The organism is Lachnospiraceae bacterium JLR.KK002, assembly GCA_036941025.1.
In the GTDB taxonomy this organism is placed as follows: Bacteria; Bacillota; Clostridia; order Lachnospirales; family Lachnospiraceae; genus Petralouisia.
In genome coordinates this window covers 2,691,927-2,704,652 of the sequence record JAYMNP010000001.1, presented here as the reverse complement: position 1 = coordinate 2,704,652, position 12,726 = coordinate 2,691,927, and the positions used below count along the sequence as shown (strand labels likewise).

The window sequence follows — 12,726 nt, the reverse complement described above, 5'->3', positions numbered from 1 at the left end:
TGGTTCCCTTATTACATATTAGTGCGGGGAGGCGGTGGTGGATGTCATAAAATAAGGCCGGTTACTGGCCTGAATGTAAAGGAGGCGGTGGCAGATGGAAGTGATCAGATGCCCCAACCCCAAATGCAGGCGGCGCATTTTGGACGATGAGGGAACAGAGACGGAGTGGACGGTCCTTGAGATCAAATGCCAGCACTGCGGAAAACTGGTAAGGCTGCACTTCGGCCCGGAAGGGATAGAGGCGGGCATATATGAGAGGAAAAAACGGCGGAGGTGATTCTGCTGTTTTTTTATGCATTCCGTGATTAAGGGGCGGCATTCCGGGCCATACTGGTAACAGGCAATGGAAATTTTTGGTAATTTCCACCGATGGGACATTTTATGCTGAGTGCATAACATGGCTTTGTCATCCAAAACAGGCTGTGGAGGTATACGGTATGTGTATGGTCAGATGCCCCGCTTGCAAAGGACGGATCTGCGATATTATTGCCACCGCGGGAGGGCGTGTAGTTTTAAAGGTACGATGCCCTGAATGCGGGAGGATAGTCAAATTGGAATGGCTACTACAGGTCACGGAGACAGCTAAATAAGACTTACTACCGAGCGAGTGGGACCAGGGGACATCGAGTCACGAATGGCCGGAGTGAAGCTAGAGACAATGAGCCTTAGCTTACTCCGGCCATTTTTCCATTTTAAATCAATTTCATATCAAAAATAGAAGCGTTTCTGGCTTTACGAAGGCGTAAAGAAAGGAACGCTTTTATGTCTGAAAAAATCATCAGGATCAAGTCAGGAAACGAAGAATTCACAATGAATGTCACGGAAGAGTCCTATGAGGCATGGAAGGATAATGCCCCGGAGGAAGTGGGCATGGCACGAGCAGGGAGCTGGCTCCCTGCACCCATGGCCGAATATCATATTTTTTCTGTATATACAGCAGCCTCAAGGGGGACTGTGGAATTTTTTTATTCGACACATTTCTATCTCTTTTCCCAACAGATTACAAAAGGATACAATGTTTTTATGACAGGCGCACCTGGAATTCTTCGGGTGCGCTTTTTTTGCGCTTTCGGCTGTAGGCATCAGCCGCCGTTCAGGGGCCGTGCGCCGCCCCTCTGGTCTTGAAAATTGTTTAACCAAATTTCAAGAACTGGAGGGAATCTGAATGAAAATTAAATATGAATTTGCGGATGGGACTGTATCAGAGGTTGAGGTGGAGGAATCCATCGGTGCCGTCATCATTGAGGACAGGCGGCTGGAGGACAACCTTTCCCGCAGGGAACGTTACCACTGTTATTCGCTGGATGCAGCGCAGTTCGAAGGTGCAGCGTATTCTGACATGGAAACGCCGGAAACGAAGATGGAGCGTGAAATGGACACGGAGCGTATCGCCCAGGCATTGGACGGGCTGTCGGAAGTGCAGCGCAGGCGGATTCTGATGCTGGCGGGCGGTATGTCCGTCAACGAGATTGCGCGTAAGGAAGGCGTGCATCACAGCGTGGTCTCAGAAACGATATCTGCGGCCCGGAAAAAATTTAAAAAGTTTTTCTAAAAACACCCCGCCGAACACCCCTCAAAATCTCCGTATAGTGAAGGGCATGAAAACAGCCGCCCTTCGGAAATGGAGGTTATGGGCATGGAACACACGTTGAGGATCAGTGTTTCAAAGGAACCGGCATCCGGCGGGATTGTGAGCTGCCGCCATATCTCCGTGAGGGAGCGTTTCTTACGCTTCCTCCTTGGGGAGAAGCGGAGGGTGGCCATCATCGTTCCGGGCGATTCCGTCCGGGAGCTGGCAGTGAGTGAAGTCATGGAAGGAGGAAACGTACATGGGAAAAGTGAAGTTACTGCTTGACGTCATAGGGGACCTGCGTTCCCTTGCCGACAGCTTACAGGCTGTTGCGGATGCAGTGGCGGACAACGGTGCTGCGGAAGCAGGGAGGACAGATACAAAGGAGCCGGAAAAAGCGGGAAAGGCTGGGAAGGCGGCAAAGAAAGAGGAAAAGCCTGTGGCAAAGCAGGAGCCGGAGAAGAAGCCGCTGACGCTGGAGGAAGTCCGCGCAGTGCTGGCGGAGAAGTCCCGCACAGGACACACGGAGGAAGTGAGGGAGCTGCTGAATAAGCACGGTGCGGATAAGCTGTCGGAGATCGACCCGGCGGAATATGCGGCGCTGCTTGCGGAAGCGGAGGTGCTGTGATGGGGAGACACGCTTTACTGTCAGCATCCTCCAGCCACCGGTGGCTTGCCTGCCCGCCGTCGGCAAGGCTCTGCGAGAACTATGAGGACACGGGCAGCGAATACGCGCAGCAGGGCACCGACGCCCACAGCCTGTGCGAACACAAGCTGAAGCTGTCCCTCGGCATGGAAACCGAAGACCCGACGGAGGGGCTTTCCTTCTACGATGAGGAGATGGAGGAATGCGCCTGCGGGTATGCGGATTATGTCCTATCCCTGGTGGAAGAGGCAAAGCAGGAGTGCAAAGACCCGGTTGTGCTGATCGAGCAGCGGTTGGACTTCTCCCGGTATGTGGAGGAGGGTTTCGGCACTGGCGACTGTGTCATCATCGCAGACGGTACGCTGTATATCATCGACTACAAGCACGGCAAGGGCGTGGAGGTTTCCGCCGAGGGGAACCCGCAGATGATGCTGTATGCCCTGGGCGCGCTGGAGCTGTTTGACGGCATTTATGACATTGACACCGTCCGTATGGCAATCTACCAGCCGCGCCGGGAGAATGTCAGCGTGTATGTCATGGCGAAGGATGACCTTCTTAAATGGGCGGTGGGCGAGCTGGCAGAAAAGGCGAAACTGGCCTATGCCGGGGAGGGGGAGTTCTGCGCAGGGGAACACTGCCGGTTCTGCAAGGCGAAGGCGGTCTGCAGGAAACGGGCGGAGTACAACCTGGAACTTGCCAAATATGACTTTGAGATGCCCGCCACGCTGGAGGATGACGAGATCGCGGCTATCCTCGTGAAAGCGGATGAGCTGGCGGCATGGGCGGCAGATGTGAAGGAGTTTGCATTACAGCAGGCGCTCTCCGGCGTGAAGTATGCCGGGTTCAAGGTTGTGGCCGGAAGGTCCAACCGGAAATATACGGATGAGGATGCCGTGGCGGATACCGTGAAGAAGGCGGGCTTCGACCCGTATGAGCCGAAGCTGTTAGGCATCACGGCCATGGAGAAGCTGCTCGGAAAGAAGAAGTTTGCAGAGATTTTGAAGGGCCTTGTGGAGAAGCCGCAGGGCAAGCCTGCGTTAGTCCCGGAGAGCGACAAGAGGCCGGAGATGAACACGGCGCAGGAAGAGTTCAAGGAAGATTAGTCAGGAGGAAAATCATATGTCAAACACAGCCAAGAATCCAACAAAAGTAATCACAGGGCCGAACACCCGGTGGAGCTATGCAAATGTGTGGACCCCAAAGGCAATTAACGGAGGTGAGCCAAAATACTCTGTATCGCTCATCATCCCGAAATCTGACAAAAAGACCATTGCAAAAATCGAGGCTGCGATTGAAGCGGCCTACCATGAGGGCGAGGCGAAGCTGAAGGGGAACGGCAGGAGCGTCCCTGCGCTTTCCGTGCTGAAGACCCCGCTGCGTGACGGGGATACGGAGCGCCCGGATGATGAGGCTTATGCGGATTCTTATTTCGTCAATGCCAACAGCACCACGGCTCCCGGCATCGTGGATGCGGACCGCCAGCCAATTATTGATACGTCCGAGGTGTACAGCGGTGTGTACGGCAGGGCGAGCATCAATTTCTATGCTTTCAATTCCAACGGGAATAAGGGTATCGCCTGCGGGCTGAACAATTTACAGAAAATCCGTGACGGGGAGCCTTTGGGCGGGAAGTCCCGTGCGGAGGACGATTTTGCGGATGAGGAAGAGGAGGATTTCCTGTCGTAACCAGATAGAGAAAAGCACAGTCGCCGGGTGGTGGGGAACGGGCATCTGCCTTTTCCCTGCCGCCCTTAAGGCGGTGAAAGGAGCTGGTGGAATTGAATTCTATAGAAATTGACATTGAAACGTACAGCGATGTGGATTTATCCAAATGCGGCGTTTACAAATATTCTTCCTCGCCGAATTTTGAGATTCTGTTATTTGGGTTCAGCGTGGACGGCGGTGAAGTGGAGGTGGTCGATGTTGCCTGCGGGGAGGAAATCCCTGCGGATATCCTGGCTGCACTCTCAGATGAGTCTGTCATCAAATGGGCGTTCAATGCCATGTTCGAGAGGGTGTGCTTATCAAATTACCTTGGGGAATGGCTGGAGCCGGAGTCCTGGAAATGCTCCATGGTCTGGTCGGCCACGCTTGGCCTTCCGCTGTCTTTGGAAAATGTGGGCGCAGTGCTTGGGCTGGAAAAGCAGAAGCTGTCAGAGGGAAAGGACCTGATCCGGTATTTCTGCGTCCCGTGCAAGCCGACCAAGACGAATGGCGGCAGGACGCGGAATCTGCCGGAACATGACAGGGAGAAATGGGAGCGGTTTAAGGAATACAACTTTCGTGATGTGGAGGCGGAGATGCAGATACAGCAGAGGCTTGCCAGGTTCCCGGTTCTGGATTTTGTGTGGGAGGAATACTGGCAGGACCAGGAGATCAACGACCGGGGCATCGGGGTGGATATGGAGATGGTCGCACGGGCAATCGCCATGGACGGACGCTCCAAGTCGGAACTGTCAACCGCCATGCAGGAACTGACGGAACTGGAGAACCCAAATTCCGTGCAGCAGATGAAACAGTGGCTTTCAGAGAATGGGATAGAGACGGATTCACTCGACAAGAAAGCGGTGGCGGGGCTTCTGCAGGATGCGCCGGAACCTTTGAAAACAGTGCTGACGCTCCGGCAGCAGCTTGCCAAATCCTCCGTGAAGAAATACCAGGCAATGGAGAATGCGGTGTGTGCGGACAGCCGTGCGCATGGGATGTTTGCCTTCTACGGAGCTAACAGGACGGGGCGGTTCTCCGGGCGCATTATCCAGTTGCAGAATTTATATAAAAACACAATGCCTGACCTGGCACAGGCGAGGGAGCTCGTAAGGTGCGGTGATTTTGAGGCGCTGGAAATTTTATATGATTCCGTGCCAGAGGTGCTTTCGGAACTGATCCGCACGGCTTTCGTGCCGCAGGACGGCAGGAAGTTCATTGTGGCGGACTTTTCCGCAATCGAGGCGAGGGTGCTTGCGTGGCTTGCCGGGGAGAAATGGGTGCTGGATGTGTTTGGGAAAGGCGGCGACATCTACTGTGAAACAGCGTCAAGGATGTTCCACTGCAGGGTGGAGAAGCATGGCGAGAATGCGGAACTGAGGCAGAAAGGGAAGCAGGCCGTTTTGTCTTGTGGATATGGCGGATCAGTCGGCGCGCTGAAAGCGATGGGCGCACTGGAGGCGGGAATGACGGAGGATGAGCTGCAGCCGCTTGTGGATAGCTGGCGGGAGGCGAACCCCAATATCGTGCAGCTATGGTGGGATGTAGACCGTGCCACGAAGGAATGCATCAAAAAGAGGATGCCCACAGAGACACACGGCATCCGGTTTGATTACCAGAGCGGCATGATGTTCGCCATGCTCCCATCGGGCAGACGGCTTGCCTATGTGAAGCCGTGCATCGGGGAGAACCGTTTCGGCGGGGAGTCCGTCACCTATATGGGTGTGGGCGGCACAAAGAAATGGGAACGCCTGGAAAGCTATGGTGCAAAGTTTGTGGAAAACCTTGTGCAGGGCATTGCCCGCGACATCTTATGCTATGCCATGCAGACACTGAAAAACTGTGCGATTGTCGGACACATCCATGACGAGATAATCATCGAGGCAGACAGGAGGATGTCCGTGGAGGCTGTGTGTGAACAGATGGGAAGGACGCCGCCCTGGGCGAAAGGGCTGCTGCTCCGGGCGGATGGCTACGAATGCGATTTTTACCAGAAGGATTAGGCAGGGGGTGCATGATGGAACGGCTGCGGATTGAATACGGGACGGATATATGGAGCTGAACGTGGAGGCGTTCTTCCCCTGCAAGATGCCGGCGGCAAGGAAAGCCGCGAGGCTCATCAATTCATACTGCTCTGATGAAACGAGGGCGGAGCTGCTTTCGGAGCTGCGGGAAATGGCAGACGGGTATGCGGCACTATGCAAAATGTACAAAGAAATAGAGGAGGCGCTTCCTGCGGATACCCCGGAGCGGAGGCACTGGAGGGCGCAGTTCAACAAAACGGAAGTCCTCCGTAAAAGGATGGCGGGGAATATCAGATTGATTTCAGGAGGGAAAAAAGATGACTGATGTGATGCCGGAATGCAGGACACACGGCGACTGTTTCGCAAACAGGGGCGGCGTCTGCACCTGCTTAAAGGACAATGACTTTGGCGGGAGGGACTGCCCGTTTTACAAGCCTGCGGACACGGTCCGGAAAGAACAGCGCAGGCAGAATGGAGGTATGGTTGATGGGAATCAGCAGATATAACAGCGAGGGATACAGCGACCCGACGAGCCATGCGGCGTTATCGGGAATCCAGAAGGAGGAAAAGGCGGCGAAGCGGGCATACCGGCCGCTTGTCTATATATGCTCCCCGTTTGCCGGGGACAGGTCAGGGAACACGCAGAAGGCGAGGTGGTACAGCAGGTTTGCGGTGGAGAACGGCGCGATCCCGTTCGCCCCGCACCTTTTGTTTCCGCAGTTCCTGGATGACGGGAAGCCTGCGGAGCGGGCAATCGGTATGTTCATGGGGATGGTGCTTTTGGGGAAATGCGAGCAGCTATGGGTGTTCGGCGGCACCATATCCACGGGGATGGCGGCGGAGATTGAGAAAGCGGAAAAGCGGGGTATGCCAATCCGCTATTTCACAGAAAACTGCGAGGAGGTTAGAGGCTGATGGGGGAAATGAAAGCTATACAGACAGAATACAAGGGGTATTTATTCCGGTCCCGGCTGGAGGCAAGGTGGGCGGTGTTCTTTGATGCCTGCGGTGTGGATTGGGAATATGAGCCGGAAGGGTATGACCTTGGGAACGGGATTCATTACCTGCCGGATTTCCTGCTCAAAAGGGTGCAGCTTGGTGGCTATGGCTCCGGCAGTGAGTTTTCGGAAATACGCAGCCTTTATGTTGAAGTGAAGGGGCAGATGACGCAGGCAGATTCTGAAAAGATACTGGCATTCTATAAAGCCGGGCTTGCGGATGGGCTGCCTGCCATATCGGATACGCCTGTTTTAGTTTTGGGGGACATTCCGCCAGGGACAACGCTGGACAGGATGCGGTCATGGGTAGATGCGGAAAGCGGCAGGCCGTTTCCGTGGGAAGCGCGGGCGTTCCATTCCGGCACGGTTGACGGTATGGACTGCACGGCTTTCCCTTGCGTCAACCGTGAGGGATATCTGGAGCTGTTCGGACAGGCGGAAGAATACAATCGGCGTTTCATAGACTGCAGGGCAACGGAGCGGGCATACCGCCTTGCAAGGCAGGCGCGGTTTGAACATGGGGAAACGCCAAAAGTAAGGAGGGCGCGCTATGCGTGAGTTGAGTATTGCATATGGGAACAGCCGCAGCGCAAAGCAGTGGTCGAACAAGACCATACGGTTTGGGGAATTGAAAGAACGCCTGAAAACGACAATCCGCACACCGGAATCAGCGGAGGAATATGCCCGTTTCCCGAAATCGAAAAAGGATGCGGCAAAAGACCATGGCGGCTTTGTTGCAGGAGTGTTAAAGGGCGGCAGGCGGAAGATCGACACGGTGGAGTCCCGTTCCATGGTGGCCCTGGACGGCGACCGCATCGACCCGGAGTTTCTGGCGGGTTATGAAAAGACCGTGCCGTATGCCTCCGTGCTTTACAGCACCCACAGCCATACGGCGGACGAACCGAGGGTGCGCCTTGTGTTCCCGCTGGCAAGGGACGTGTCCCCAGAAGAATATGTGGCGGTGGCGCGGTATCTTGCGCAGGGGCTTGGCATGGATTATTTTGACGAATGCTCCTACCAGCCTAACCAGCTCATGTACTGGCCGAGTACGCCTTCCAACGGCGAGTTCGTCTATAAGGAGGCGGGCGGCGCATGGCTTGACCCGGATGAAATCCTGTCGGCGCACCCGGAGTGGAAGGACCCGACAAGGCTCCCTACATCCTCAAGGGAGAGCCGGGCAAATTCCATCAGCATACAGAAGGTGCAGGACCCGCTTGAAAAAGAGGGAGTGGTGGGGCTGTTCAACCGGGTGTTCTTCCCCATAAGCCTTGCCATAGACGCTTTCCTGCAGGATGTGTATGAGCCTACGGATAAGGAAGACCGCTACCATCTGACCGAGTCCAGCAGCATGGCTGGCGTGGAGATCAAGGAGGGCGGGAAATTCGCCTACAGCCACCATGCAAAAGACCCTGCCTATCTGAAGCTCTGCAATGCCTTTGACCTTGTACGCATCCACAAATTCGGTGAACTTGATGACAAAGCATCCTTCAAGGCAATGTGCGATTTTGCGCTGACCGTGGACAGCGTGAAGCTGGAGGCGCTGGAGGAGCGGCGCAGGCAGGCCGGAGAGGAATTCGCAGACAGGGAGGACTGGAGGAAAAGCCTGGAGCTTGACCGGAAAGGCGGCATAAAAGACACGCTGGACAATATCGTCCTGATCATCCAGAACGATGAGGAACTGCGGGGCATTGCCTTTAACTGCCACCGGGACGGGATTGACGCAAGGGAGGGACTGCCATGGGAGCAGATCAAGGGCGGCTGGAGTGATTCTGATGCGGCGGCGCTCAAGGTGTACCTCTCCAGGAACTACGGCATCTATTCCCCGACCAAGACGAAGGACGCCGTGGTAGCGGTGGCGGCGGAGCGGGCATACCACCCCATCCGGGATTATCTGGAGGGCCTGCCGGAATGGGACGGCATCCCCCGCGTGGACACCCTGCTGGTTGATTATTTCGGCGCCGCGGATAACAGCTACACAAGGGCGGTCAGCCGAAAGTCGATGGCGGCGGCCATCGCAAGGGTATACCGTCCAGGGACGAAGTTTGACAGCGTCCCGATCCTGAATGGCCCGCAGGGCATCGGGAAGTCCACCTTTTATGCGAAGCTCGCCGGGGAATGGTTCTCCGACAGCCTGACGCTGACGGACATGAAGGACAAATCCGGCCCGGAGAAGCTGCAGGGGTACTGGATACTGGAGCTGGGCGAGCTGGCGGGCATGAGGAAGGCTGACATCGAGACCGTGAAGTCCTTCATCAGCCGTGTGGACGACAAGTACCGCGCGTCCTATGGCGTCAATGTGGAGAGCCATCCGAGGCAGTGCGTCATTGTAGGCACCACGAATGCGGAGACGGGCTTCCTGCGCGACATCACGGGCAACCGCCGCTTCTGGCCGGTGCGCGTGTCCGGCAATTCCAGGAAGAAGCCGTGGCAGCTCACTAAAGAGGATGTGGCGCAGATATGGGCAGAAACGCTCGTGCTGTACCAGAAAGGGGAGAAGCTCTATCTGGAAGGCCAGGATGCGGAGATCGCCGTAGCGGAACAGGCGGACGCCCTGGAAACGGATGAGCGCGAGGGGCTGGTGCGGGAGTACCTGGAAACCCTGCTCCCGGAGAAATGGGCGGAGATGTCCCTCTTTGAACGGCGGAGCTATCTGAGCGATTCCGACTTCGGCGTCAGCAGAAAAGACGGCACGGTACAGCGTATGTATGCCTGCAATATGGAGATATGGTGCGAGTGCTTCGGCAGGGACGGCTCCTCCATGAAGCCCGCGGATTCCTATGCCATTGCCGCCATCATGCGCAAGATCGAGGGGTGGGAGAAAGCGGAGCGGACAACGTACCCGCTCTATGGACGGCAGCGGGGGTACAAGCGGAAGCTGTCCTGAACACACCATGGCACAGGCGGCAGCCGTCCGAATAAGTGTCCTGCCGCTCGTCCTGTAAAGGGGCGGCGGTATATCAAGGAAAATAACAACATTGGGACAAGAGGACAAGACAAAACCTATTGAGAAAAAATAAAAGAAAATATAGAAATGGGCGTGTGTATATGTGTATATGCGCGCGTATAGAAAAAATCGGGCTGTTGTCCATCCTTTTGTCCAGAAAGGAATACGGAATGCGTGAAAAACAGATTGAGCAGAAGCTGGTGCAGGAAGCCAGGAAATGCGGCGGCATCTGCCCCAAGTTTACATCCCCTGGCTTTGCCGGGATGCCGGACAGACTGCTGCTCCTGCCGCATGGCAGGATCGCCTTCGTGGAACTGAAAGCGCCGGGGCAGAAACCGAGGCCGCTCCAGGCGGCACGCCACAGGCTGCTGCGGGAACTTGGGTTCAGGGTGTATGTGCTGGATGGCGAGGGGCAGATTGAAAAAATAATATCAGAGATTGGAGGGATGATTGATGAGATACGAGCCACATGATTACCAGCAGTACGCCATCAGCTATATTGAGACACACCCCGTGGCGGCAGTCCTTTTGGACATGGGACTTGGAAAAACGAGCATCACGCTGACCGCACTTAATGACCTTTTGTTTGACAGCTTCAAGGTTCATAAGATTATCGTTATCGGGCCACTAAGGGTGTCAAGGCATACGTGGCCTGCAGAAATTGAAAAATGGGATCATCTGAAGGGACTGAAATACAGCGTGGCGGTCGGGACGGAAAGTGAAAGGCTGTCGGCACTCCGGAAACAGGCGGACATTTACGTCATCAACCGTGAGAACGTGCAGTGGCTGATTACTGAGAGCGGTATACCCTTTGATTTCGACATGGTGGTGATCGATGAGCTGTCATCCTTCAAGAACCACCAGACGAAGCGTTTCAAGGCACTGATGAAAGTACGGCCAAAGGTGAAACGCATCGTGGGGCTGACAGGAACGCCGAGCAGCAACGGCCTCATGGACTTGTGGGCGGAGTTCCGGCTGCTGGACATGGGGGAGCGGCTTGGCAGGTTCATCGGGCAGTACCGCACTTCTTACTTCCGGCCGGATAAGCAGAACGGGCAGGTGGTGTTTTCTTACAAGCCGCTGCCGGGGGCGGAGAAACAGATATACGGCAAAATATCCGACATCACCATTTCCATGAAGTCCGCCGACCACCTGCAGATGCCGGAACTGATAAATTCCAGATACACGGTGTATCTTTCTGAGAAAGAGGATTCGCACTATGCGGATTTGAAGAAAGACCTCGTCCTTCAGCTTCCGGACGGCGACATCACAGCCGCCAATGCCGCATCCCTTTCCGGGAAACTGTCGCAGATGGCAAACGGCGCAGTCTACACGGATGCCGGGGAGACGGTCGCCATCCATGAGCGGAAGCTGGACGCACTGGAGGACATCATCGAGGCGGCAAACGGCAAGCCGGTGCTTGTGGCATACTGGTTCCGGCATGACCTGGAACGCATCACGGAACGACTGTACAAACTGAAAATCCCATGTTCCCGGCTGGACACCGACAGCAGCATCCGGAAATGGAATGCCGGGGAAATCCCGGTGGCGCTGATCCACCCGGCATCCGCAGGACACGGCCTGAACCTGCAGGGCGGAGGGAACACGCTGGTGTGGTTCGGCCTTACCTGGTCACTGGAATTATACCAGCAGACGGTGGCGAGGCTGTGGCGGCAGGGGCAGCAATCAGAAACCGTGGTGGTGCAGCACATCATCACGAAAGGCACCATAGACGAGCGGATCATGAAAGCTCTTTCCGAAAAGGACACCACGCAGGCCGCACTGATCGATGCGGTGAAGGCAGATTTAGATTTATAAGCCAATCCATGAAAATCAATGACAATCCATGCCAATCCGGGAGAAATAAAAATATTTAACAGGAGGCATCAGCTATGGGAATCATATGGCAGTATTTAGACAAAAGGGGCGCAACCGCCAATGCACTGAGGGATTACGGGAGGATGGAATTCATCATCAGCCACACGGACGATGAGATCAAGGCGGCATACCAGAAGATGGGAGGCATCAGCAGCCCGCAGCCTGACGGTATGCCACACACGCACAATCCCCATGCGGCGGAGGACAGGATAGTCAAGGGCATTGAGGAGATCGATGTGCTGAAAGAGCGGTACCGGGAGGCGGTGGAATTCATGGCATGGTTTGGGCCGGCATGGGAGCAGCTTACAGAAGATGACCGTTACGTTCTGGAATGCTTCTACATGGGCGGGAACGGGCCGGCAGTCAACGCCGTCTGCGAGCGTTTCCAGATTGAGAGGAATTCGGCATACCGCAGGAAGAACCGGGCGCTGTCAAAATTGTCCGTCATGCTGTACGGGAAATAAAAGTGTCCACTTTGCGGGCATGACATTTGCTTTTGGACGTAGTATGCTGATAGCATGAAAAAATGTCAAGAGGGCCTTCGCAGGAGCATTGGAATCCTGCGGGGGCTTTCTTTATGCCCAAGGGAGGTGAGAGCAATGCCAAGGAAACCGAAGAGGCCGTGTTCCTTCCCCGGATGCCCGAAGCTGACGGAAGGGAGGTTCTGTGAGGAGCATGGGAAGCAGGAGAACCGCCGCTACGAGAAGTACGACCGTGACCCGGCTGTACGCCGTAGGTATGGGAGGGCGTGGAAGCGTATCCGTGACCGCTACGCTGCGAAGCACCCGTTCTGTGAGGAGTGCCAGAAGAAAGGACTGCTGCGGCCGGTGGAGGAAGTACACCATAAGCTGCCATTGGCAGAGGGCGGGACGCATGACGAGGAGAACCTCGTGTCGCTGTGCCAGCCGTGCCATGCAAGGATTCATGCGGAGCGCGGCGACAGGTGGAATAAGCGTTAGGAG

16 protein-coding genes are annotated in these 12,726 nt (G+C 55.6%); all 16 read left to right on the top strand.

The genetic code is table 11. The features are described 5' to 3' along the window. Positions 1-94: 94 nt before the first annotated feature. The 16 genes from VSQ32_13250 (at position 95) to VSQ32_13175 (ending at position 12,723) form a co-directional block, all read left to right on the top strand. The gene (locus VSQ32_13250) at positions 95-277 is read left to right on the top strand and encodes a hypothetical protein (protein MEH2943801.1); all 183 of its coding nucleotides are present in this window, start codon (positions 95-97) and stop codon (positions 275-277) included. Between the two features lie 888 nt (positions 278-1,165). Next, a complete protein-coding gene (locus VSQ32_13245; protein MEH2943800.1) occupies positions 1,166-1,552 on the top strand; it encodes a sigma factor-like helix-turn-helix DNA-binding protein in 387 nt (128 codons plus the stop codon). 84 nt (positions 1,553-1,636) lie between these two features. Beyond that, positions 1,637-1,855 (top strand): hypothetical protein, encoded by a 219-nt coding sequence (locus VSQ32_13240; GenBank protein ID MEH2943799.1) that lies wholly within the window; start codon positions 1,637-1,639, stop codon positions 1,853-1,855. Continuing rightward, complete coding sequence (locus VSQ32_13235; GenBank protein MEH2943798.1) at positions 1,830-2,198, top strand: rRNA biogenesis protein rrp5; 369 nt, start codon at positions 1,830-1,832, stop codon at positions 2,196-2,198. The genes VSQ32_13240 and VSQ32_13235 overlap by 26 nt, the downstream gene beginning before the upstream one ends. Then, positions 2,198-3,319 (top strand): DUF2800 domain-containing protein, encoded by a 1,122-nt coding sequence (locus VSQ32_13230; protein MEH2943797.1) that lies wholly within the window; start codon positions 2,198-2,200, stop codon positions 3,317-3,319. Before VSQ32_13235 ends, VSQ32_13230 begins: the two co-directional genes overlap by 1 nt. 16 nt (positions 3,320-3,335) lie before the next feature. After that, entirely contained in the window at positions 3,336-3,902 is a 567-nt protein-coding gene (locus VSQ32_13225; GenBank protein MEH2943796.1) for a DUF2815 family protein, read from the top strand. A 92-nt stretch (positions 3,903-3,994) separates the two neighbouring features. Then, on the top strand, positions 3,995-5,923 hold the full coding sequence (locus VSQ32_13220) for a DNA polymerase (protein ID MEH2943795.1): 1,929 nt from the start codon (positions 3,995-3,997) through the stop codon (positions 5,921-5,923). A 49-nt stretch (positions 5,924-5,972) separates the two neighbouring features. Continuing rightward, on the top strand, positions 5,973-6,269 hold the full coding sequence (locus VSQ32_13215; GenBank protein MEH2943794.1) for a hypothetical protein: 297 nt from the start codon (positions 5,973-5,975) through the stop codon (positions 6,267-6,269). Then, positions 6,262-6,450 carry a hypothetical protein gene (locus VSQ32_13210; GenBank protein ID MEH2943793.1) on the top strand — a complete coding sequence of 63 codons (189 nt, stop codon included), beginning with the start codon at positions 6,262-6,264 and terminating at the stop codon, positions 6,448-6,450. The genes VSQ32_13215 and VSQ32_13210 overlap by 8 nt, the downstream gene beginning before the upstream one ends. Continuing rightward, positions 6,431-6,859: a DUF4406 domain-containing protein gene (locus tag VSQ32_13205; GenBank protein MEH2943792.1), complete on the top strand. Its 429-nt coding sequence runs from the start codon at positions 6,431-6,433 to the stop codon at positions 6,857-6,859. The genes VSQ32_13210 and VSQ32_13205 overlap by 20 nt, the downstream gene beginning before the upstream one ends. Further along, on the top strand, positions 6,859-7,500 hold the full coding sequence (locus tag VSQ32_13200; protein ID MEH2943791.1) for a hypothetical protein: 642 nt from the start codon (positions 6,859-6,861) through the stop codon (positions 7,498-7,500). The genes VSQ32_13205 and VSQ32_13200 overlap by 1 nt, the downstream gene beginning before the upstream one ends. Beyond that, entirely contained in the window at positions 7,493-9,826 is a 2,334-nt protein-coding gene (locus VSQ32_13195; protein ID MEH2943790.1) for a virulence-associated E family protein, read from the top strand. Before VSQ32_13200 ends, VSQ32_13195 begins: the two co-directional genes overlap by 8 nt. A gap of 230 nt (positions 9,827-10,056) precedes the next feature. Beyond that, on the top strand, positions 10,057-10,359 hold the full coding sequence (locus VSQ32_13190; GenBank protein ID MEH2943789.1) for a VRR-NUC domain-containing protein: 303 nt from the start codon (positions 10,057-10,059) through the stop codon (positions 10,357-10,359). Next, entirely contained in the window at positions 10,340-11,704 is a 1,365-nt protein-coding gene (locus VSQ32_13185; protein MEH2943788.1) for a DEAD/DEAH box helicase, read from the top strand. The genes VSQ32_13190 and VSQ32_13185 overlap by 20 nt, the downstream gene beginning before the upstream one ends. 74 nt (positions 11,705-11,778) lie before the next feature. Beyond that, entirely contained in the window at positions 11,779-12,228 is a 450-nt protein-coding gene (locus VSQ32_13180; protein MEH2943787.1) for a hypothetical protein, read from the top strand. Positions 12,229-12,363: 135 nt separating this feature from the next. Further along, a complete protein-coding gene (locus VSQ32_13175) occupies positions 12,364-12,723 on the top strand; it encodes an HNH endonuclease (protein ID MEH2943786.1) in 360 nt (119 codons plus the stop codon). The last annotated feature ends 3 nt before the right edge of the window (positions 12,724-12,726 follow it).